Here is a 19,434-nt window from a genome sequence, read left to right on the forward strand (position 1 = left end):
CGCAACTGGAGGGTTTTGGTGGTTTTCATTCTGGATTGGCCTTTATCCATATTGTTCAGCAAAATAGCGCGTTTACCCTGGTTTTTTCAAGGTTGGTCTAGTGGAGAATTCGTTGCGTGTTATTTCCCGGAATTGATGCAACCAGCCTGGCGGGGGAATGCGTTGTGGTCGGCGTCGTATTTCGCCGTCAGCGTAGGCTGTGCGCCATTGGACGGGGTTCGGCTCTACATCGAGCAGTAAGACAGGCCGGAGTGAGGGCGCGCAGTTCGCACGCCTCGCTATCCCTCCCCGCACTAAAGTACGGGGCATCTCGCGGAGAAAACCGATGAAAGACAAACCGGCCAAAGGAACGCCATCGCTTCCCGCCACCCAGATGAACGTACACAACGCCATGGTCGGCCTGCGTGGCCGTGACCTGTTCTCGACCTTGCGCCACATCGGTCGCCACGGGCTGCGCAACCCGCTGCACACCGCCCGCCACATGCTCGCCCTGGGCGGCCAGCTGGGCAAGGTCATGCTCGGTGACACGCCGCTGCAGCCCAACCCACGGGACGCACGCTTCAACGATCCGACCTGGGCCCAGAATCCGCTTTACCGCCGTGGCCTGCAGGCCTACCTGGCCTGGCAGCGCCAGACCCGCCTGTGGATCGAGGAAAGCCAGCTCGACGCCGACGACCGGGCCCGGGTGCACTTCTTGTTCAACCTGCTCAACGATGCCCTGGCACCGAGCAACTCGCTGCTCAATCCACTGGCGGTCAAGGAGCTGTTCAACACGGGCGGTCAGAGCCTGGTACGCGGTGTCGCCCACCTGATCGACGACCTGCGCCACAACCACGGCCTGCCCCGCCAGGTGGACGATCGCGCCTTCGAGGTCGGCGGCAATCTCGCCACGACACCTGGGGCGGTGGTGTACCGCAACGAGCTGCTCGAGCTGATCCAGTACCTGCCGATGAGCGAGAAGCAGCATACCCGGCCGCTGTTGGTGATCCCGCCACAGATCAACAAGTACTACATCTTCGACCTGAGTCCGAGCAACAGTTTCGTCCAGTACATGCTCAAGAACGGCCTACAGGTGTTCATGGTCAGCTGGCGCAACCCCGAACCGCGCCACCGCGAATGGGGGCTGTCGAGCTACGTCGAGGCCCTGGAGCAGGCCCTGGCTGCGTGTCGCAGCATCAGCGGCAATCGCGACCCCAACCTGATGGGCGCCTGCGCCGGCGGCCTGACCATGGCCGCACTGCAGGGGCATCTGCAGGCCAAGCGCCAATTGCGCCGGGTCCGCAGCGCGACCTACCTGGTGAGCCTGCTCGACAGCCAGTTCGACAGCCCCGCCAGCCTGTTCGCCGACGAACAGACCGTCGAAGCCGCCAAGCGTCGCTCTTACCAACGCGGCGTGCTCGACGGCGCCGAGGTGGCGCGAATCTTCGCCTGGATGCGGCCCAACGACCTGATCTGGAACTACTGGGTCAACAACTACCTGCTCGGCAAGGCGCCACCGGCCTTCGACATCCTCTACTGGAACGCCGACAACACCCGCCTGCCTGCGGCCCTGCACGGTGATCTGCTGGACTTCTTCAAGCACAACCCGTTGACCCACGCCGCCGGGCTGGAGGTGTGCGGCACGCCGATCGACCTGGGCCAGGTGAACCTGGACAGCTTCACCGTCGCCGGCAGCAACGATCACATCACCCCCTGGGACGCGGTGTACCGCTCGGCCCTGTTGCTCGGCGGCGACCGGCGCTTCGTGCTGGCCAACAGCGGGCATATCCAGAGCATCATCAATCCACCTGGCAATCCCAAGGCTTTCTATCTCGACAACCCTGCGCTGCCAAGCGATCCCCGCGCATGGTCCCACGATGCCCAGCGTCGCGAAGGCAGTTGGTGGCCAGTGTGGCTGGAGTGGATCACGGCCCGCTCCGGCCCGCTCAAAGCGCCACGCACCGACCTGGGCAACGCCACCTACCCAACGCTGGGCCCGGCGCCTGGCAGCTATGTACGCGCGCGATGAGCAAACGCCCCGGATGAAGACCCGCGACCGAATCCTCGACTGCGCCCTGCAGCTGTTCAACCAGCAGGGCGAACCCAACGTCTCGACCCTGGAGATCGCCAACGAACTGGGCATCAGCCCTGGCAACCTGTACTACCACTTCCACGGCAAGGAGCCGTTGGTCCTGGGCTTGTTCGAGCGCTTCGAGGAAGCGCTGCTGCCATTGCTCGACCCTCCGCTCGAGGTGCGCCTGGATGCCGAGGACTACTGGCTGTTCCTGCACCTGATCGTCGAGCGTATGGCGCAGTACCGGTTCCTCTTCCAGGACCTGTCCAACCTGACCGGTCGCCTGCCCAAGCTGGCGCGTGGCATGCGCAACCTGATCAACGCGCTCAAGCGTACGCTGGCGGCCCTGTTGGCCAGCCTCAAGAGCCAGGGACAGGTGGTGAGCGAGACCCAGGCACTGGGCCAGCTGGTGGAGCAGATCAGCCTGACCCTGCTGTTCTCGCTGGATTACCAGCGGGTGCTCGGGCGTGAGGGAGACGTGGGGATCGTCGTGTACCAGGTGATGATGCTGGTGGTGCCGCATCTGCAGGCACCGGCGCGGGAGGCGGCGGAGCAGTTGGCGCAGCGGTATCTGGAAGGGTAGGTCTGCGATTACGCAGTGCGCCCTTCGCGGGGCAAGCCCGCTCCCACAGGTACACCACCGCCCCAGAGAACGATGGAGTACCTGTCCCCGCGAAAGGCCCTACGCGATATCAGGCCTGGGTAGCAGCGCTTTCTGGCGCTGCGCTTGGCGCAGGTGCCGCATTGGAAGCCGGAGCGGCGCTGGCCGCCGGTGCTGCCGGTTTCGCCGCAGCAGGCTTGGCCGGCGCTTTCTTCACCGCAGGCTTCTTCGCCGCAGCAGGTTTGGCCGCTAGCTTGGCTGCCGCTTTGGCCGCTGGCTTGGCCACAGGTTTTGCCGCTGCCGTCTTCGCAGCCGGTTTCGCCGCTGCGCTTTTCGCCGCTGGCTTGGCCGCGGCCGCTTTAGCCGCAGGCTTGGCTGCAGCCTTGGCCAGTGGCTTGGCTGCGGTCTTGCCGGCCGCAGGCTTGGCCGCTGCCGAGCGCGAAGAAACCGGGGTCACCGAGGCGCCGGTCAGTTTCTCGATCTGCTTGGTCAGGCTGTCGACCTGCTGGTGCAGGGCCTTGATCTCGTTGCGGCTTGGCACGCCCAGGCGGGAGATGGCGCTGTTCAGGCGCTTGTCGAAAGCTTCTTCGAGTTCGCTCCACTTACCCAGTGCGCGATCCTTGACCCCCGAGACACGGGAGGTGGTCGAGGCCTTGGCGCCTTCGGTCACCTCTTCGGCAGTCTTCTTCGCCTGCTTTTCGGCCTTCTCGCCATCCTTTACCAGGGAGTCGAACAGTTTCGAACCATCCTGGTCGATCTTCGAGTAGATACCCAGGCCCGCCAGCCAGATCTTGCGGGAGTACTTCTCGATCCCGCCGACCCAGGAGCTGCCTTCTTTGTCGGTGTTCTTCTTGCCAGCCATCCTGCTCTCCTTATGGTTTGTGCGCGACGCGCTCGAGCAGCTCATGCAGCTGTTCAAGCTTGATGGACAACGCCTCAACGTCATGTTTAGACGGAATGCCGAGGCGATTCAAGGCGCGACCCACCCGTGCGTCGAACGCCCGCTCGATCTTGTCGAGTTGCAGTTCTACACGGCCAGGGACGCGACTGACCTGCTCGGTCGCTTCCTCGATCTGGTGGTTGGCCGCGCCCAGCGCCTTGTCGACGCGCTTCTTGCCGCGTTTTTCGACACCTTCGCCAGCCTTGACCAGCTCCTTGAAGTAATCGGAGCCTTCCTGGCCGACCCGCGCGTAAGCACCGATACCTGCCAGCCAGATCTTGCGCGCGTAGCCACGCACCTCGCCCAGGGTGCCTGTGGCGTCGTCCTTTTTCTTCGCGTTCACGTTGGCCATGCTCATTGCCTCTTGCTCGTTCAGGGAGGGAGGATGCGCCCGGGGGATCGGGCTTGAGCATAAGGTAGAGACCGAATTTAGAATCTTCACCCTAAGGTGAGGCGATCACGCCAGGGCCTTGTCCAGCGCCCGCTCGATTTCGCTCTTGATACTGCTGCCCATGATCGACAGCATCATGCCCAGCTTGAGGTCGACGCGGATGCGATCATCGAATATCTGCACGCTGCCGCTGGCACCGCTGCGCGCCACATCGACCCGGTCGCCGTTCCAGGTGGCCTTGAGATCGTATTCGCGGGCCAGCTTGTCCACCAGCGCTTCGGCCTTGGCCCGGGCGGCGTCGCGACCAAGGGAATGTTTGCGTTCGACGCTGATCTGAGTCATGCAGGCGATCCTGTACTGAAAAGACAATGGACGCATTATGCCCGTGCCCGGCGGGCGGTACACCCCGCCAAGACAAATCCGCCGGTTCACCCTAGAATGGCGGGTAATTTTTTCCGGTGAAGCGATATGAACGACCAGCGCAAAGGCGAACACGCCGAACCCACCACCCATTTCGGCTACCAGGATGTGCCCGAAAGCCAGAAGGCGAAGAAAGTCGCCGAGGTTTTCCACTCCGTGGCCGCCAAGTACGACCTGATGAACGATGTGCTGTCCGGCGGCATGCACCGCCTGTGGAAGCGCTTCACCATCGAGCTGTCCGGTGTGCGTAGCGGCAACCGCGTGCTGGACATCGCCGGCGGTACCGGCGATCTGGCCGCCAAGTTCTCGCGCCTGGTCGGTCCGACCGGCCAGGTGGTGCTCGCCGACATCAACGAATCGATGCTCAAGGTCGGCCGTGACCGCCTGCTCGACCGCGGCGTGGCGGGCAACATCGAGTTCGTCCAGGCCGACGCCGAGAAGCTGCCCTTCCCGGACAACCACTTCGACTGCGTGACCATCGCCTTCGGCCTGCGCAACGTCACCCACAAGGACGAGGCCATCCGCTCGATGCTGCGGGTACTCAAGCCGGGTGGTCGCCTGCTGGTGCTGGAGTTCTCCAAGCCGACCAACAAGTTCATGTCCAAGGCCTACGACGCCTACTCGTTCGCCTTCATGCCACTGGCCGGCAAGCTGATCACCAACGATTCGGAAAGCTACCGTTATCTGGCCGAGTCGATTCGCATGCACCCTGACCAGGAAACCCTCAAGGCCATGATGGTCGACGCCGGCTTCGACCGCGTGACCTACCACAACATGACCAGCGGCATCGTCGCCGTGCACCGGGGAATCAAGCCCTGATGCTCCTGGCCGGGCTGCTCGCCAGCGTCGAACATGGCTTGAACCGGGTCCTGCGCATGGACAGCACGGCTCTGCCACGCCTGGCCGCGCTGGAAGGCAAGGTCATCGAGATCGACTGCCGCCAGCCGGCCTTGCAGGTATTCATCCTGCCCGATGACGACGGGCTGATGCTCGCCGGCCACTGGGAAGGCGAGGTTCACTGCAGCCTGCGCGCCCCGGCTGGTAGCCTGGTGCAATTGGCCGTGGCCGGTGACAAGACGGCCGTGCTGCACAGTCCCCAGGTCGAACTGCATGGCGACAGCGCCGTGCTGCTCGACCTGTTCGGCATCCTGCAGGACCTGGAGCTGGACTGGGAACACGAACTGCAACGCTGGCTCGGTCCGGTCGCCACCTCGCTGCTGGCCGGCCATGTACGCCTGCGTGCGCGCTGGACCCGCCAGGGCCTGGCGCGCTTCAGCCAGAACCTTTCCGAGTACCTGGCCGAAGAGTCCCGCACCCTGGTCGGCAGACGCGAAGGCGAAGCCGCCTTCAGCGAACTCGATGCCCTCAAGCTCGACATAGAACGACTCGAGGCGCGCCTGCAGCGCCTCTCCCGCCACCTTGATACCAGCGATAACGCATGAAGCTGCTCGCCGTCCGCCGTCTTTTTCGCATCCAGCGTGTGGTGATCCGCTACCGTCTCGATGACCTGTTGTTTGACCTGCCGTTGCCTTGGTGGCTGATGGGCCTGCGCCTGCTGATGCCCTGGCGCTGGCTGCCGCGCAAGGCCTCGGAGCTTAGCCGCGGCGCCCGCCTGCGCCTGGCCTTGCAGGACCTGGGGCCGATCTTCATCAAGTTTGGCCAGCTGTTGTCTACCCGCCGTGACCTGCTGCCCAACGACATCGCCGATGAGCTGATGCTCCTGCAGGACCGAGTCCCGCCCTTCGACCCCAAGCGCGCCGTGGCGCTGATCGAGGCACAACTGGGTGCGCCGGTCGCCCAGCTGTTCAGCCGCTTCGACGTCGAACCACTGGCATCGGCTTCGGTGGCCCAGGTGCACGCCGCACGCCTGAAAAGTGGCGAGGAAGTGGTGGTCAAGGTGGTGCGCCCAGGCCTCAAGCCTGTGATCGCCCAGGACCTGGCCTGGCTGTTCCTGATCGCCAAGGCTGCCGAACGCGCCTCGGCCGATGCCCGTCGCCTGCATCCGGTGGAAATCGTCGGCGACTACGAGAAAACCATCTACGACGAACTCGACCTGCTGCGCGAGGCGGCCAACGCCAGCCAGCTGCGGCGCAATTTCGAGGGCTCGGAGCTGATGTACGTGCCCCAGGTCTACTGGGACCTGTGCCGGCCCAAGGTGCTGGTGATGGAACGCATCTACGGGGTCCCGGTCACCGACATGGCGACCCTGGCCGATCAGCGCACCGACATGAAGTTGTTGGCCGAGCGTGGGGTGGAAGTGTTCTTCACCCAGGTGTTCCGCGACAGCTTCTTCCATGCCGACATGCACCCCGGCAACATCTTCGTCAGCACGGTCAAACCGTGGAGCCCGCAATACATCGCCATCGACTGCGGCATCGTCGGCAGCCTCACCGCCGAGGATCAGGACTACCTGGCGCGCAACCTGATCGCGTTCTTCAAGCGCGACTATCGCCGCGTCGCCCAGTTGCACATCGACTCGGGCTGGGTACCGGCGCAGACCAAGGTCAACGAATTCGAAGCGGCGATCCGCACCGTGTGCGAGCCGATCTTCGAGAAGCCGCTCAAGGACATCTCCTTCGGCCAGGTGCTGATGCGCCTGTTCCAGACCGCCCGGCGCTTCAACATGGAAGTCCAGCCGCAGCTGGTGCTGCTGCAGAAGACCTTGCTCAACATCGAAGGCCTGGGCCGTCAGCTGTACCCCGATCTGGACCTGTGGAGCACCGCCAAACCCTTCCTGGAGCGCTGGATGCGCGAGCGCATGAGCCCCAAGGCGGTATTCGGCAACCTCTACAGTCAGGCTGAACAATTGCCGCACCTGGCCGGCATGACCCGCGACCTGCTCGAGCGCCTGTCGCAACCCCACCTGCAAGACCCGGAACTGCCGGAGCGCCGTCGTCAGGGCGACCGCTGGGCGCTGCGCCTGCTCGGCGCCGGGCTGCTCGGCGGCGGTGCGGTGCTGGCCACGGGTGCCGCCGAAGCGGCCAGCCTGGCCGCCCCCGTTGCCTGGCCGGCGTGGCTGATGCTGGCCGCTGGCCTTTACCTGATCGTGCGCCAATAGCCAGCAACGCCGCTGACTGGCACACTAGCGCAAAGGGCCCGGTACGGGAGCGGGCCCGTTTTGGAGTCGACGATGAAAGACTGGCTGGACGAGATCAAGTGGAACAGCGACGGGCTGGTACCGGCCATCGCCCAGGACCACAAGACCGGACGCGTGCTGATGATGGCCTGGATGAACCGTGAGTCGCTGGCGCTGACCGCCGCCGAACAACGCGCCATCTACTGGTCGCGCTCGCGTGGCAAGCTGTGGCGCAAGGGCGAAGAGTCCGGCCATATCCAGAAGCTGCACGAAATGCGCCTGGACTGCGATGCCGACGTGATCATCCTGATGGTCGAGCAACTGGGCCACATCGCCTGCCATACCGGCCGCGAAAGCTGCTTCTATCGCGTCTTCGAGAACGGCCAGTGGAATACCGTCGACCCGGTCCTGAAGGACCCGCACGCCATCTACAACGCAGGACACTGACATGAGCGACACCCTCGCCCGCCTGGCCGAAGTGCTGGAGCAACGCAAGCAAGCGGCCCCCGACAGCTCCTACGTGGCCAGCCTGTACCACAAGGGTCTGAACAAGATTCTGGAAAAGCTCGGCGAAGAGTCCGTCGAGACCATCATCGCCGCCAAGGATGCCGCCATCAGCCACGATTGCAGCGATGTCATCTATGAAACCGCCGACCTGTGGTTTCATAGCCTGGTGATGCTCAGCGCCCTGGGCCAGCACCCACAAGCCGTGCTCGACGAGCTGGAGCGCCGTTTCGGCCTCTCGGGCCACGATGAAAAAGCCGCCCGGCAACCGTCGGCCTGACTACAAGCGTTCTAGGAGAACACCATGGGTATTTTTGACTGGAAACACTGGATCGTCCTGCTGATCGTCGTCGTGCTGGTATTCGGCACCAAGAAGCTGAAGAACCTCGGCGGCGACCTGGGCGAATCGATCAAGGGCTTCCGCAAGGCGATGAGCGACGAGGAAAACAAACCTGCCGAGCCAACCCCGCCACCGGCCCAGCCCGTGCCACCGGTGCAGTCTGCCCAACAGCAAACCAGCGCCCCGCAGAACCAGGGCCACACCATCGAGGGCCAGGCCCAGCCGGTCCAAGAGCCACAACGGAAAGACTGACCCATGTTCGGCATCAGCTTCAGCGAGTTGCTGCTCGTCGGCCTGGTCGCCCTGCTGGTGCTCGGTCCCGAACGCCTGCCGGGTGCGGCGCGTACGGCGGGACTGTGGGTCGGTCGGCTCAAGCGCAGCTTCAATACCATCAAGATGGAAGTCGAGCGCGAAATCGGCGCTGACGATATCCGTCGTCAGTTGCACAACGAGCACATCCTGCAGATGGAACAGGAAGCCAAGCGCATCCTCAACCCGCAGACGCCACCTGCTCAGGCACCCGCTACCAACACGAGCGATGCGCCGAGCACGCCGGCAGCGCCGGTCAGCGCACCTGAGCAGCCCGAACAGCCCCAACCGCCGCGAGCCCCATGAGCGATAATCCGGAACACGACCAGCCCATGCCGCTGGTCTCGCACCTGACCGAACTGCGAACTCGCCTACTACGTTGCGTGGCGGTGATCTTCCTGATCTTTGCCGGGCTGTTCTCCTTCGCCCAGCAGATCTACACCCTGGTGTCGGCGCCGCTGCGCGACCACCTGCCGGCCAATGCGACGATGATCGCCACCGATGTGGCCTCGCCGTTCCTGACCCCGTTCAAGCTGACCATGATCGTCTCGCTGTTCCTGGCGATTCCGTTCATTCTCCAGCAGATCTGGGGCTTCATCGCACCTGGGCTGTATCGCCATGAAAAGCGCGTCGCCATCCCGCTGCTGGTGTCGAGCATCCTGCTGTTCTACGCCGGCATGGCCTTCGCCTATTTCCTGGTATTCCCGCTGATGTTCAAGTTCTTCGCCGCTGCCACACCCGATGGCGTGGCGATGATGACCGACATCGCCAGCTACCTCGACTTCGTCATGACGTTGTTCTTCGCCTTCGGCGTGGCCTTCGAGATCCCGGTGGCAGTGGTGCTGCTGATATGGATCGGCGTGGTCGACGTGAAATACCTGAAAAAAGCCCGCCCCTACGTGATCATCGGTTGCTTCGTGGTCGGCATGGTCCTTACGCCACCGGACATCTTCTCGCAAACGCTGCTCGCCGTGCCCATGTGGCTGCTGTTCGAGATCGGCGTGCTGTGTGGCAGCCTGATCCGCAAACGTGGTCACGACGAGCAACCGGCCGACGATCACAACGACCAACCGCCTGCGACCCAACCGTGAATCTGTTGCTGCTCGAAGAGGCCGATTTCGTGTCGGCCGACCGCGTCGTGTTGGCAGACCGGCGCTTCACCCACATGCAGCAGATCCATGGCGTGGTAGTGGGCGATACGCTGCGCGTTGGCCGTATCGGTGGGCTGATGGGCCAGGCCACCGTCATGCGCCTGGAACGGCACGAAGCCGAACTGCAGGTGGCCTTCGACCAATCGCCACCGGCCAAGCTGCCGTTGACCCTGGTGTTGGCCGTACCCCGGCCGAAGATGTTGCGTCGACTGTTCCAGACCATCGCCACTCTGGGCGTGCCTCGGCTGATCCTGGTCAACAGCTACAAGGTCGAGAAGAGCTTCTGGCAAACCCCGTTCCTCAGCCCCGAAAGCGTTCGGGAAAACCTCATTCTCGGCCTTGAGCAGGCGCGCGATACGGTGCTGCCCGAGGTGATCATCGAGAAACGCTTCAAACCGTTCGTCGAAGACCGGCTGCCGGCCATCGCCCACGGCACCCTTGGCCTGGTCGGCCATCCCGGCCCCTACCCAGCCTGCCCGCGCGCCGTGGAGGGCCCGGTAACCCTGGCGATCGGCCCTGAAGGGGGCTGGATTCCCTATGAGGTGGACCTGCTGACCAAGGCCGGGCTGGCCCCGGTGCAACTGGGCGACCGGATCCTGCGAGTGGAAACGGCAGTCACCGCCCTGCTTTCGCGAATTTTCTGACCAAACGGTTAGCTTTAAGCCATCAAGTTTCTCCGGCGTGGGCCGATGCCCTGGCATCACAACAACAATTCGTGCTGCCACATCGCCGGGGAGTCACCTATGTACCAATGGTTTGCCCAATCGCTGGGGAATGTAAGCGTCAATCGTAAACTGGGCCTGGGGTTCGGCCTGGTGCTATTGCTCACCTTGGCCATTACCGCCACGGGCTGGACGGGCATGGACAGCATCATCCATCGAGGTGACAAGCTGGGGAACATCTCGGTGATCCACCAGTACACTCAGGAGCTGCGCATCGCTCGCCAGGCCTATGCGCTCAATCCCGACAGCGCCACGGTGACGCAGTTGGAGGCAGCACTGGATCAGCTCGAACGACAGATCCAGCGCATGCAGGCAGTGATCGAGGAACCCCAGGACCACCAGCGCCTGGGACAGCAGCTCGATGCCGTGCGCCAATACCGACAGGCTTTCGCCGAGCTCAAGCAAGCAGGCAGCGCGGGCGCTGCGGCGCCCCAAGTGCTACAGCGCATGGCAGACCAAGGCAGCCTTCTGCTTGAGGCCAGCAAGGCCATGACCCTGTCGCAGACCAAGGTGCGCGATGACGGCGCTCGCCGGGCCAAGATGCTGCTGGCCGGGGCTACCGGCCTCGCCCTGCTCCTGGGGCTGCTCGCCGCCTGGTCGATCACCCGGCAGATCGTCGTACCGCTGCGCCAGACCCTGGCCGCAGCCGACCTCATCGCCAACGGCGACCTACGCGAAACCGCCCGAGTCGAACGGGGCGATGAGCTGGGCCAGTTGCAAGCCAGCATGCAGCGTATGACCCAACGCCTGCGGGAACTGATCTCCGGCATCGGCGACGGCGTCACGCAGATCGCCAGCGCCGCCGAGGAACTGTCGGCGGTCACCGAGCAGACCAGCGCCGGGGTCACCAACCAGAAGGTGGAGACCGACCAGGTGGCCACCGCCATGAACCAGATGACCGCCACCGTTCACGAAGTGGCACGTAACGCTGAGCAGGCGTCGGAGGCCGCACTCATGGCCGACCAGCAAGCCCGCGAAGGTGATCGCGTGGTCGGCGAAGCCGTCGCCCAGATCGAGCGACTGGCCGGCGAGGTGGTGAACTCCAGCGAGGCGATGAACCAGCTCAAGGCAGAAAGCGACAAGATCGGCAGTGTGCTGGACGTGATCAAGTCGGTTGCCCAACAGACCAACCTGCTGGCCCTCAACGCCGCCATCGAAGCGGCCCGGGCCGGCGAAGCCGGACGTGGCTTCGCAGTGGTCGCCGACGAAGTGCGCAGCCTGGCCCAACGCACGCAACAGTCGACGGAAGAAATCGAAGAGCTGATCGCCAGCCTGCAGAATGGCACCCAACGCGTCGCCAGCGTGATGCAGAACAGCCGCGAGCTGACCGACAGCAGCGTCGAGCTGACCCGCCGGGCAGGCGGTTCGCTGGATACCATCACCCGCACCGTCTCGGCCATTCAGGCCATGAACCAGCAGATCGCCACGGCGGCCGAGCAGCAGAGCGCGGTGGCCGAGGAAATCAACCGGAGCGTGATGAACGTGCGGGACATTTCCGATCAGACGTCGGCGGCGAGTGAGGAGACCGCCAGTTCCAGCGTGGAACTGGCGCGTCTGGGGACGCATCTGCAGGGGCTGGTGGGGCGGTTCAAGCTCTGATCTGAGGAATGGGTCGCTGTACTAGCCTCTTCGCGGGTAACCCCGCCAAGAGGCCGCTGCGGTTACAGCACCTGGCGCAGGAACGCCTGGGCCCGCGGGTCCCGTGGCGCATCGAAGAACGCCGCTGGCGCGGCGTCCTCGAGCAGCTTGCCGTGATCGAAGAACAGCACGCGATCGGCCACTTCCCGGGCGAAGCCCATCTCGTGGGTCACGCAGACCATGGTCATGCCTTCCTGGGCCAAAGTCTTCATGACGTCGAGCACTTCGCCGACCATTTCCGGGTCGAGCGCCGAGGTCGGCTCGTCGAATAGCATGACCTTGGGCTCCATGGCCAGGGCTCGGGCAATTGCCACGCGCTGCTGCTGACCGCCGGAGAGCCGCGACGGGTACTCGTTGGCTTTTTCCGCGATACCGACCTTTTCCAGCAGCGCTCGCGCCTTGGCCTCGCGCTCGGTCTTGCCACGCTTGCGTACCACTTTCTGCGCCAGGCACAGGTTCTCCAGCACGGTCATGTGCGGGAAAAGGTTGAAGTGCTGGAAGACCATCCCGACTTCGCGGCGGTAGGCATTGATGTCGGTCTTCGGGTCGTCCAGACACAGCCCGCCGATGGACACATGCCCGGCGTCGAAATGCTCCAGGCCGTTGAGGCACCGCAGGAAGGTGGACTTGCCCGAACCCGACGGACCGAGCACCACCACGACTTCGCCCTTGGCCACCTGGGTGGTGACGTTGTCCACCGCGCGCACCACCTGGCCGCGGGTGTCGAAGACTTTCAGCAGGTCACGAACTTCAATCACTTTGCGCAAGCCTCCGCTCGAGCCGGCTGGCCAGGTGCGACAGCGGCAGGTTGATCAGCAGGTACAAGCCTGCCACGCAGAACCAGATCTCGAAGGTCGAGAACGAGGTGGTGATGGCCTCGCGGCCGCTCTTGGTCAGCTCGGTGATGGCGATCACCGACACCAGCGAGGTGTCCTTGACCAGGCTGATGAACTGCCCGGCCAGCGGCGGCAACACGCGCTTGAAGGCCTGCGGCAGAATCACATGGCGCATCGACTGCCCGGCGTTCAAGCCCAGCGAACGGGCCGCTTCGTTCTGGCCCTTGGCGATCGACTGCACACCGGCCCGGACGATTTCCGCCACATAGGCACCCGTGAACAGCGCCAGCGCCGCTACCCCGGCGAACTCCCGTGACAGGTTGAGCACCGTACCGATGAAGAAGTAGAAGATGAAAATCTGCACCAGCAACGGTGTGCCACGCACCAGTTCGACGTACACACTGGACAGGTCGCGCAGGGTCGGGTTGCTGGACAAACGGCACAGCCCGGCGACCAAGCCGATCAGCAGCCCCATCGCCCCGGAGAGCACCGAAATCCACAAGGTCGTCCAAAGGCCCCAGGCCAAGGGGCCTGCGGCCCAGTGACGGGTCACACCGATCTGATCACCTTCGGCGACGTCATCGCCTCGGCTCAGTTGCAGGCTGTCCTTGGCCACGTCGAGCACTTGCTCATCGCCGTTTTCATCCTTGAGCGTGACACGCGCGGTGTCACCGGAAACGACGATTTCCTGCACGCTGCCATAGCCGGCTGCCCGCTGCACCTCTTCCGCCTTGTAGGCGAAATACTGAGGTACACGGTTCCAGCGCCACTCGTAGGAAATCATCGAGGTGGCCAGGTACATGCTGAAGGCCAGGCCCACCAGGACCAGCGCGGTCAGCGCATGCCAGGGCCACTGGGCTTTCTTGTGTTTGATCACGTGGAGCACTCCAGAAAGGCACAAGCCGCAAGCTGCAAGCTGCAAGAAAAAGCGGACCGAGTATTGATCCGCTTCTTCTTGCAGCTTGCAACTTGCGGCTTGACGCTGCCTTTTATTCCATTTCCTTCAGCCAGTCCTTGTTCTTGAACCACTTGTCGTGGATACGATCGTAGGTTCCGTCATGCTTGATCTGGTGCAGGAAGTTGTTGATGAAGTTGATGCTGTCGTAATCGCCCTTCTTCAGGCCGAAGGCCAGTGGCTCGAAGGTGAACGGCTTGTCGAGGAAGACCAGCTTGCCGGCGCCCATCTTCTCCACGGCCACCACGTTGTAGGGAGCATCGTAGACAAAGGCATCGGCCTTGCCGTTGACCAGGTCCATCACCGCTTCCGGCTCGTTGTCATAGCCATGGTACTTGGCCTTGCTCATCAGCTTCTTGGTCACCATCTCACCGGTGGTGCCGAGCTTGGAGGTGATGCGGTACTTCTCGTTGTTCAGGTCCTTGTACGACTTGATCTCGCCCGCCAGCTCCTTGCGGATCAGCAGGGTCTGGCCCACGACGATGAACGGTTCGGAGAAGTTCAGACGCAGGTTGCGTTCCTGGGTCAGGGTCATGCCGCTGCCGATCATGTCGAACTTGTCGGTCAACAGGGCCGGGATGATGCCGTCATAGGCAGTGGACACTGCCTCGAACTTGACGCCCATGGACTTGGCCATCGCCTTGAGGATGTCGACTTCGAAGCCGATGATCTCGCCGCGCTTGTTGGTCATCTGGAAGGGCATGTAGGTCGGGTCCATGCCCACCCGCAGGGTGCCACGCTTGACCGCGTCGTCGATGGCGCCGGCTTGCGCCGCCGTGACCGCGACCAGCGCAGTCACACCGACCAGCAGCCGCGAGAGGTATTTCTTGATCATCACCAGATCCCCTAGCAAGAGAAATTACGAATCTTTTTATAGGCACGGCCGTACCCAGCAGTGCGCAATATCGGAGAGGGATGCTAACGCATGGCGGGCCTGGGACCTAGCGCCGGGGGGGACTTTGTTGGCCAAAATAGGTCTTGGCGGGGAAAAGCGTCGCGGCTGAACCCCCTCCTACAGGCCCGATGCGAGTCCTGTAGGAGCGGGCTTGCCCGCGAATGCGACCGATCAGGCGCCGACGAGCGCCGGCTGGCCTTCGTTCTCGGGATGCAACGGCAACAGCGGCGAATGCGGATCGCTGTCGATCGAGGCCCGCCAGGCGTCGATCCATGCCGAATGATGGCCCGCCCACACCTGCTCGTGCAGGCGCGACAGGGCCACAGGGTCGCTCAGCAGCGCCAGGCGGGTGGCAAGGTCCAGCCCTTGCGGGCCGACTTCCAGCGCCTTGGCCACACGCTCGTCACGGTACGCCTCGATCGGCGCAGCCTGGCCGTGGCGTGCGGTACCCATGGCACAGGCCAGGGCATTCTGCCGGGGGTCGACCACCGCGCGCACGAAGCCGTCGCGCAGGGCGTGCCAGCGATTCTCGTGGGCGTACTGGTCGGTGGCCAGCAGCTCCTGCGGCGTTGCGTATTCCTCGGGGATGAGGAACAGCTTTTCGTCCTTGGCAGCCAGGCCCAGGCGCACGCGACTGGAAATCACCGACACCGGGATCGACAGCAGCAACGAGCCGACGATCGGCGCCAGCCACCAGAGGAAGCTCGGGTTCAACCACGCCACCAATCCGGCCCAGGCGAAGCCCAGCAGGGTCTGCGGGCCATGCCGACGCACCGCTTCGCTCCAGGGCGTGGAGTCGTCGTCGCGGCTGGGCGAATTCCAGGTCGCCGCCCAGCCGAGGAACGCGGCCAGCACGAAGCGGGTATGGAAGATCATGCGTACCGGCGCCAGCAACATGGAGAACAGCATCTCCATCAGCATCGACAGGGTCACCTTGATGCGCCCACCGAACTCGGTCGCGCCCTTGGCCCAGATCAGGATGACACTGAGCAGCTTGGGCAGGAACAACAACACGATGGTGGTGGAGAACAGCGCCACGGCTTTTTCCGGGTGCCACTGCGGCCAGAGCGGGTAGAGCTGGTAAGGCTCGATGAAGTATTGCGGCTCCATCAGGGTGTTGGTCGCCAGCAACGCGGTCGACAGCACCAGGAACAGGAACCACAGCGGCGCCGACAGATACGACATCACCCCGGTGAGGAACACCGCCCGGTGCACCGGGTGCATGCCCTTGACCAAGAACAGGCGGAAGTTCATCAGGTTACCGTGACACCAGCGGCGGTCACGCTTGAGCTCGTCGAGCAGGTTCGGCGGCAGTTCTTCGTAGCTGCCCGGCAAGTCGTAGGCGATCCACACGCCCCAACCGGCGCGGCGCATGAGTGCCGCCTCGACGAAGTCGTGGGAGAGGATCGCACCGGCGAACGCGCCCTTGCCCGGCAACGGCGCCAGGGCGCAGTGCTCGATGAACGGCTTCATGCGAATGATCGCGTTGTGGCCCCAGTAGTGGGATTCGCCCAACTGCCAGAAGTGCAGGCCGGCGGTGAACAACGGACCATAGACGCGGGTGGCGAACTGCTGCATGCGCGCATACAGGGTGTCCATGCCCGACGCTTTCGGCGCGGTCTGGATGATCCCCGCTTCCGGGTTGGCTTCCATCAGACGGACCAGACCACTCAGGCATTCACCGCTCATGACGCTGTCGGCGTCCAGCACGACCATGTACTTGTATTCGCCGCCCCAGCGACGGCAGAAATCATCGAGGTTACCGCTCTTGCGCTTCACCCGACGCCGGCGACGGCGGTAGAAGATGCGCCCGAAGCCTTTGGTTTCGGAGCACACATCCAGCCAGGCCTGTTGCTCGGCGACGGCGATGTCGGTGTCATTGGTGTCGCTGAGCACGAAGAAATCGAAACGGTCGAGGTTGCCGCTGGCGGCCACCGACTCGAACGTTGCGCGCAGGCCGGCGAACACACGCGGCACGTCTTCATTGCAGATTGGCATCACCAATGCGGTGCGTGCCTCCGGCGCGATCGGCTCATTGCCCGCACTGCTGCCGGAGATGCGATATTTGTCACGCCCGGTCAGCAGTTCGAGAAAGCCCATCAAGGCGGTCCAGAAGCCTGCCGAAACCCAGCAGAAGAGAATACCGAAGAGGATCAGGATGGAGGTCTGCAAAGCATACGGCCAGACCTGCACCACGGTGTCCCACAGCGGCTGGGCAAGAATCTCGTCAAGATCGACGAACGACCAGCCCTGATAAGGCAGGATGCCCTTCATGTACCAGCCGGCGACGATGGTCTGGCCGATCATGAGGGTCAGCAGGATGTATCGGCGGATCGAGCCGACCGTGCGCCAGCGCGCCGGCGGCAGCTCGCGTTTGGGCGGTTGCGGGGCATTGGTGCGGCCGGTCATGCGTCGCCAGACGCGGACCAGGACATTGGTGCGCCACGGTTCCGGAACCACTCGGGTGCGCTGGATCGGCGGCGCGATCTTGAGGCACACCCGACCGTTGCCGTCGACACCGAGCATTTCGGCGTCTTCCAGCTCGGCGGCGCTGCCCACGGTCAGGCGTGCGCCGACCGAGGCCTGGACGGCCTCGGCGGAGGTGGCGGCCGGTTTGGCCGCCAGGCGTTGGTGCAGCTCACCGAACGAGGTGCAGCTGGCGAGTTCCGCGCGCTGCTCATCGCTCAGTGGGAGGTGGGCCAGATACTCGCCAAGCGATTCCGGCCTTGCGCTTGAGTTACTCATCGGCAGGCAACTGATAGCTCCAGGTCTCGGTCAGCACCTGTTCGGTGGTGGCCGCGGCCCCGTTGGTGGACGCCGCATCGGCGGCAGGTTGTTCGGCCTTGGCGGCATCTGCCTTACTGGCTTTCTCGGCCTTGGCGTGCTTGGCAGCCGCCTTGTCCTGCTTGGCATCCTCGGCAGCCTTGGGCGCCTCGACCGGAACATCGCGCACCAATGCGGCTCGCATTTCGGTCGACTTGTTGGCTTCCTTGACCTTGAACCGCAGAGTCAGGCGCCAGCCCTTGATTTCCGGGTTATAGCGCAGGTTGTTCTCGACCAGTTCGGCGTTGTCGCCGACGCTGACCTGGCTGCGCAGACGAGCGTCTTCCGGCAGGGCGGCCAGCGCAGGGCCGTCGAAATCGACCAGGAAGGCAATGCTGCCGTCAGGCTGGCGGATCAGGTTGGACTGTTTGACGTCGCCGGTCGAGCGCAGGGTCTGCTTGACCCAGCCCAGTTCCTGCGGCTGAAACTTCGGCTCGTCGAGGGTCCAGTGCAGGCGGTAGGCATACTCGATCGGCTGGCCAGCCTCAGGCAGCTTTTCCGGGCTCCAGAACGCCACGATATTGTCGTTGGTCTCGTCGGCCGTGGGGATTTCGACCAGATCGACGGTACCCTTGCCCCAGTCGCCTTTCGGCTCGATCCAGGCGCTCGGGCGCTTCTGGTAGTTGTCGTCGAGATCTTCATAGTCGCTGAAGGCACGCTGGCGCTGCATCAGGCCGAAACCACGCGGGTTCTCGACACTGAAGTTGCTGACGGCCAGGTGTTTCGGGTTGTTCAGCGGACGCCACAGCCACTCGCCATTGCCGGCATGGATCGACAGACCTTCGGAGTCATGCAGAGCCGGACGGTAGTTCAGCACCTTGGATGGCTGGTTGGGGCCGAACAGGTACATGCTGGTCAGCGGGGCGATGCCCAGGCGACTGACGTGATCACGCAGGAACACGCGCGACTGCACGTCGACCACGGTGTCGGTGCCCGGGCGCAGAATCAGCTTATAGGCGCCGGTGGAGCGTGGAGAGTCGAGCAGGGCGTAGATCACCAGGTGCTTGTCGGTCGGCTTGGGCTTCTCGACCCAGAACTCGGTGAATCGCGGGAACTCTTCGCCTGACGGCAACGCGGTGTCGATGGCCAGGCCGCGCGCCGACAGGCCATAGACCTGGCCCTTGCCGACGACGCGGAAATAGCTGGCGCCGAGCAGGGTCATGATCTCGTCCTGCTTGTCCGCCTTGTTGATCGGGTAAAGCACACGGAAACCGGCGTACCCCAGATTCTTGGTGGACTCGGGGTCGTGCGGCACGTCACCGAACGCGAAGCGGCTCGGGTCGTACTTGATTTCCTTGACCGTCGTGGCGGTGACCTCGTTGATCTTCACCGGGGTGTCGAAATGCATGCCCTGGTGATAGAACGACAGCTTGAACGGAGTCTTGTCGTCGGCCCACTCGGCCTTTTCCTGCAGGAAGTGGATCTTCTGGTAGTCCGCGAACTTCATATCGCGGAACACCGCCGGAAGATTGCTTTTCGGTGCCTCGTACTTCTGGCCGGCCAGATCCTTTGCCTTGGCTGCAACATCGTCAAGATTGAATGCCCACAGCTGACCCGCGCTCATCAGGCCAAACAGTGCCACACCGGCCATGAGTGCCGAGCGCAGTCGCGTGCTGGGGATTCTTGATGCTTTTTGGGGACTTACAATCACGAGCAACCCTCGCCGAAAACAAATCATGAAACCAACGGCCAGCTACCAATGCCGGGTTGGCGAGCACTGTTCGGACCCCGTGAGGGCGTAATGATTCCCCAAACGGATCCAGACAATGCTCGAGTCGGT

21 protein-coding genes are annotated in these 19,434 nt (G+C 63.7%); 13 read left to right on the forward strand and 8 right to left on the reverse strand.

What is annotated here, in order from left to right; translation table 11 throughout:
• Positions 1 to 18: 18 nt before the first annotated feature.
• From KY379_RS27360 to KY379_RS07295, 3 genes are all read left to right on the forward strand, one after another.
• Positions 19 to 240 (forward strand): transposase, encoded by a 222-nt coding sequence (locus KY379_RS27360; protein WP_261239601.1) that lies wholly within the window; start codon positions 19 to 21, stop codon positions 238 to 240.
• 85 nt (positions 241 to 325) lie between these two features.
• Positions 326 to 2,008 carry a class II poly(R)-hydroxyalkanoic acid synthase gene (gene phaC, locus KY379_RS07290; RefSeq protein WP_196171364.1) on the forward strand — a complete coding sequence of 561 codons (1,683 nt, stop codon included), beginning with the start codon at positions 326 to 328 and terminating at the stop codon, positions 2,006 to 2,008.
• Between the two features lie 13 nt (positions 2,009 to 2,021).
• A complete protein-coding gene (locus tag KY379_RS07295) occupies positions 2,022 to 2,636 on the forward strand; it encodes a TetR/AcrR family transcriptional regulator (protein ID WP_133324850.1) in 615 nt (204 codons plus the stop codon).
• Positions 2,637 to 2,745: 109 nt separating this feature from the next.
• On the opposite strand, the gene KY379_RS07300 is transcribed toward KY379_RS07295, so the two are convergent.
• From KY379_RS07300 to KY379_RS07310, 3 genes are all read right to left on the reverse strand, one after another.
• Positions 2,746 to 3,516 carry a phasin family protein gene (locus KY379_RS07300; RefSeq protein ID WP_261239538.1) on the reverse strand — a complete coding sequence of 257 codons (771 nt, stop codon included), beginning with the start codon at positions 3,514 to 3,516 and terminating at the stop codon, positions 2,746 to 2,748.
• Between the two features lie 10 nt (positions 3,517 to 3,526).
• Positions 3,527 to 3,946, reverse strand: coding sequence for a phasin family protein (locus tag KY379_RS07305; RefSeq protein WP_133324854.1), 420 nt, complete (start codon positions 3,944 to 3,946; stop codon positions 3,527 to 3,529).
• A 105-nt stretch (positions 3,947 to 4,051) separates the two neighbouring features.
• Positions 4,052 to 4,327, reverse strand: a complete 276-nt coding sequence (locus KY379_RS07310) for a polyhydroxyalkanoic acid system family protein (RefSeq protein WP_133324856.1) — start codon at positions 4,325 to 4,327, stop codon at positions 4,052 to 4,054.
• 126 nt (positions 4,328 to 4,453) lie between these two features.
• Here KY379_RS07310 and ubiE point away from each other — a divergent pair, with 126 nt between their 5' ends.
• The 10 genes from ubiE (at position 4,454) to KY379_RS07360 (ending at position 12,106) form a co-directional block, all read left to right on the forward strand.
• Positions 4,454 to 5,224, forward strand: a complete 771-nt coding sequence (gene ubiE / locus KY379_RS07315; RefSeq protein WP_133324858.1) for a bifunctional demethylmenaquinone methyltransferase/2-methoxy-6-polyprenyl-1,4-benzoquinol methylase UbiE — start codon at positions 4,454 to 4,456, stop codon at positions 5,222 to 5,224.
• Entirely contained in the window at positions 5,224 to 5,847 is a 624-nt protein-coding gene (locus tag KY379_RS07320; RefSeq protein ID WP_133324860.1) for an SCP2 domain-containing protein, read from the forward strand. The genes ubiE and KY379_RS07320 overlap by 1 nt, the downstream gene beginning before the upstream one ends.
• Complete coding sequence (gene ubiB, locus KY379_RS07325) at positions 5,844 to 7,463, forward strand: ubiquinone biosynthesis regulatory protein kinase UbiB (protein WP_133324862.1); 1,620 nt, start codon at positions 5,844 to 5,846, stop codon at positions 7,461 to 7,463. The genes KY379_RS07320 and ubiB overlap by 4 nt, the downstream gene beginning before the upstream one ends.
• 72 nt (positions 7,464 to 7,535) lie before the next feature.
• Positions 7,536 to 7,928 carry a phosphoribosyl-AMP cyclohydrolase gene (hisI, locus tag KY379_RS07330; RefSeq protein ID WP_133324864.1) on the forward strand — a complete coding sequence of 131 codons (393 nt, stop codon included), beginning with the start codon at positions 7,536 to 7,538 and terminating at the stop codon, positions 7,926 to 7,928.
• A 1-nt stretch (position 7,929) separates the two neighbouring features.
• Positions 7,930 to 8,265: a phosphoribosyl-ATP diphosphatase gene (locus KY379_RS07335; protein WP_133324866.1), complete on the forward strand. Its 336-nt coding sequence runs from the start codon at positions 7,930 to 7,932 to the stop codon at positions 8,263 to 8,265.
• Between the two features lie 24 nt (positions 8,266 to 8,289).
• Entirely contained in the window at positions 8,290 to 8,577 is a 288-nt protein-coding gene (locus tag KY379_RS07340) for a twin-arginine translocase TatA/TatE family subunit (protein WP_133324868.1), read from the forward strand.
• Positions 8,578 to 8,580: 3 nt separating this feature from the next.
• Positions 8,581 to 8,940, forward strand: coding sequence for a Sec-independent protein translocase protein TatB (tatB, locus tag KY379_RS07345; RefSeq protein ID WP_261239539.1), 360 nt, complete (start codon positions 8,581 to 8,583; stop codon positions 8,938 to 8,940).
• Positions 8,937 to 9,725 carry a twin-arginine translocase subunit TatC gene (tatC, locus tag KY379_RS07350; RefSeq protein WP_133324872.1) on the forward strand — a complete coding sequence of 263 codons (789 nt, stop codon included), beginning with the start codon at positions 8,937 to 8,939 and terminating at the stop codon, positions 9,723 to 9,725. Before tatB ends, tatC begins: the two co-directional genes overlap by 4 nt.
• Entirely contained in the window at positions 9,722 to 10,429 is a 708-nt protein-coding gene (locus KY379_RS07355) for a 16S rRNA (uracil(1498)-N(3))-methyltransferase (protein WP_133324874.1), read from the forward strand. Before tatC ends, KY379_RS07355 begins: the two co-directional genes overlap by 4 nt.
• Before the next feature lie 99 nt (positions 10,430 to 10,528).
• Positions 10,529 to 12,106: a methyl-accepting chemotaxis protein gene (locus KY379_RS07360; protein ID WP_133324876.1), complete on the forward strand. Its 1,578-nt coding sequence runs from the start codon at positions 10,529 to 10,531 to the stop codon at positions 12,104 to 12,106.
• Between the two features lie 62 nt (positions 12,107 to 12,168).
• On the opposite strand, the gene KY379_RS07365 is transcribed toward KY379_RS07360, so the two are convergent.
• From KY379_RS07365 to KY379_RS07385, 5 genes are all read right to left on the reverse strand, one after another.
• Positions 12,169 to 12,903: an amino acid ABC transporter ATP-binding protein gene (locus KY379_RS07365; protein WP_133325162.1), complete on the reverse strand. Its 735-nt coding sequence runs from the start codon at positions 12,901 to 12,903 to the stop codon at positions 12,169 to 12,171.
• Positions 12,896 to 13,858: an amino acid ABC transporter permease gene (locus KY379_RS07370; RefSeq protein WP_133324878.1), complete on the reverse strand. Its 963-nt coding sequence runs from the start codon at positions 13,856 to 13,858 to the stop codon at positions 12,896 to 12,898. Before KY379_RS07370 ends, KY379_RS07365 begins: the two co-directional genes overlap by 8 nt.
• Positions 13,859 to 13,970: 112 nt before the next feature.
• On the reverse strand, positions 13,971 to 14,768 hold the full coding sequence (locus KY379_RS07375) for a transporter substrate-binding domain-containing protein (protein WP_133325163.1): 798 nt from the start codon (positions 14,766 to 14,768) through the stop codon (positions 13,971 to 13,973).
• A 234-nt stretch (positions 14,769 to 15,002) separates the two neighbouring features.
• Entirely contained in the window at positions 15,003 to 17,576 is a 2,574-nt protein-coding gene (mdoH, locus tag KY379_RS07380) for a glucans biosynthesis glucosyltransferase MdoH (RefSeq protein WP_133324880.1), read from the reverse strand.
• A complete protein-coding gene (locus tag KY379_RS07385; protein WP_261239540.1) occupies positions 17,569 to 19,245 on the reverse strand; it encodes a glucan biosynthesis protein G in 1,677 nt (558 codons plus the stop codon). Before KY379_RS07385 ends, mdoH begins: the two co-directional genes overlap by 8 nt.
• Positions 19,246 to 19,434 lie beyond the last annotated feature (189 nt).

This window comes from Pseudomonas sp. HD6422 (genome assembly GCF_025377065.1).
Lineage (GTDB): Bacteria > Pseudomonadota > Gammaproteobacteria > Pseudomonadales > Pseudomonadaceae > Aquipseudomonas > Aquipseudomonas putida_U.

Excerpts from the sequence above, each read along its gene's own strand:
- phaC (WP_196171364.1), top strand. The coding sequence starts at position 326 with ATGAAAGACAAACCGGCCAAAGGAACGCCATCGCTTCCCGCCACCCAG.
- KY379_RS07295 (WP_133324850.1), top strand. The coding sequence starts at position 2,022 with ATGAAGACCCGCGACCGAATCCTCGACTGCGCCCTGCAGCTGTTCAAC.
- KY379_RS07300 (WP_261239538.1), bottom strand. The coding sequence starts at position 3,516 with ATGGCTGGCAAGAAGAACACCGACAAAGAAGGCAGCTCCTGGGTCGGC.
- KY379_RS07305 (WP_133324854.1), bottom strand. The coding sequence starts at position 3,946 with ATGGCCAACGTGAACGCGAAGAAAAAGGACGACGCCACAGGCACCCTG.
- KY379_RS07310 (WP_133324856.1), bottom strand. The coding sequence starts at position 4,327 with ATGACTCAGATCAGCGTCGAACGCAAACATTCCCTTGGTCGCGACGCC.
- ubiE (WP_133324858.1), top strand. The coding sequence starts at position 4,454 with ATGAACGACCAGCGCAAAGGCGAACACGCCGAACCCACCACCCATTTC.
- KY379_RS07320 (WP_133324860.1), top strand. The coding sequence starts at position 5,224 with ATGCTCCTGGCCGGGCTGCTCGCCAGCGTCGAACATGGCTTGAACCGG.
- ubiB (WP_133324862.1), top strand. The coding sequence starts at position 5,844 with ATGAAGCTGCTCGCCGTCCGCCGTCTTTTTCGCATCCAGCGTGTGGTG.
- hisI (WP_133324864.1), top strand. The coding sequence starts at position 7,536 with ATGAAAGACTGGCTGGACGAGATCAAGTGGAACAGCGACGGGCTGGTA.
- KY379_RS07335 (WP_133324866.1), top strand. The coding sequence starts at position 7,930 with ATGAGCGACACCCTCGCCCGCCTGGCCGAAGTGCTGGAGCAACGCAAG.
- KY379_RS07340 (WP_133324868.1), top strand. The coding sequence starts at position 8,290 with ATGGGTATTTTTGACTGGAAACACTGGATCGTCCTGCTGATCGTCGTC.
- tatB (WP_261239539.1), top strand. The coding sequence starts at position 8,581 with ATGTTCGGCATCAGCTTCAGCGAGTTGCTGCTCGTCGGCCTGGTCGCC.
- tatC (WP_133324872.1), top strand. The coding sequence starts at position 8,937 with ATGAGCGATAATCCGGAACACGACCAGCCCATGCCGCTGGTCTCGCAC.
- KY379_RS07360 (WP_133324876.1), top strand. The coding sequence starts at position 10,529 with ATGTACCAATGGTTTGCCCAATCGCTGGGGAATGTAAGCGTCAATCGT.
- mdoH (WP_133324880.1), bottom strand. The coding sequence starts at position 17,576 with ATGAGTAACTCAAGCGCAAGGCCGGAATCGCTTGGCGAGTATCTGGCC.
- KY379_RS07385 (WP_261239540.1), bottom strand. The coding sequence starts at position 19,245 with ATGGCCGGTGTGGCACTGTTTGGCCTGATGAGCGCGGGTCAGCTGTGG.